1 pseudogene is annotated in these 877 nt (G+C 57.5%); it reads right to left on the bottom strand.

What is annotated here, in order from left to right:
- Positions 1-802, bottom strand: a pseudogene (gene atpD / locus ACIOWA_RS27965) (F0F1 ATP synthase subunit beta); the annotation flags it as partial.
- Between the last annotated feature and the right edge of the window lie 75 nt (positions 803-877).

Here is an 877-nt window from a genome sequence, read left to right on the forward strand (position 1 = left end):
CGATCGCTTCTTCGATGCCGCCAACCAAGTAGAACGCTTGAACTGGCAGGTGGTCGAAGTCACCGTTGAGGATGCCTTTGAAGACAGCAATAGTGTCTTTAAGGGAAACGTATTTACCCGAAGCACCGGTGAAGACTTCAGCCACGAAGAACGGCTGCGACAAGAAGCGCTGGATCTTACGAGCACGGTTAACCAACTGTTTGTCGGCTTCCGAAAGCTCGTCCATACCCAGGATCGCGATGATGTCTTTCAGCTCTTTGTAACGTTGCAGAACGTACTGAACGCCGCGAGCGGTGTCGTAGTGATCCTGACCGATTACGTTCGGGTCCAGCTGGCGCGAAGTCGAATCCAGTGGATCTACCGCCGGGTAGATACCCAGGGATGCGATGTCACGGGACAGAACGACGGTGGCGTCCAAGTGGGCGAAGGTGGTCGCAGGCGACGGGTCGGTCAAGTCATCCGCAGGTACGTATACCGCTTGGATCGAAGTGATCGAACCTTCCTTGGTCGAAGTGATACGTTCTTGCAGAACGCCCATCTCTTCAGCCAGGGTCGGCTGGTAACCTACTGCCGAAGGCATACGGCCCAGCAGTGCGGATACTTCAGTACCGGCCAGGGTGTAACGATAGATGTTGTCGACGAACAGCAGAACGTCGTTACCTTCGTCACGGAACTTCTCGGCCATGGTCAGGCCAGTCAGTGCTACGCGCAGACGGTTACCCGGCGGCTCGTTCATCTGACCGTAAACCAGTGCCACTTTGTCCAGAACGTTGGAGTCCTTCATCTCGTGGTAGAAGTGGTTATCCGGACGCGGTGGGGCACCCCCAGGGGGTTTTGCGGGTTGGGGGGGGGGGGTGGGGGGGGGCGGGGGGGGTAG

Origin of the sequence: Pseudomonas sp. NPDC087614 (assembly GCF_044743485.1) — a bacterium.
Taxonomy (GTDB): Bacteria; Pseudomonadota; Gammaproteobacteria; order Pseudomonadales; family Pseudomonadaceae; genus Aquipseudomonas; species Aquipseudomonas baetica_A.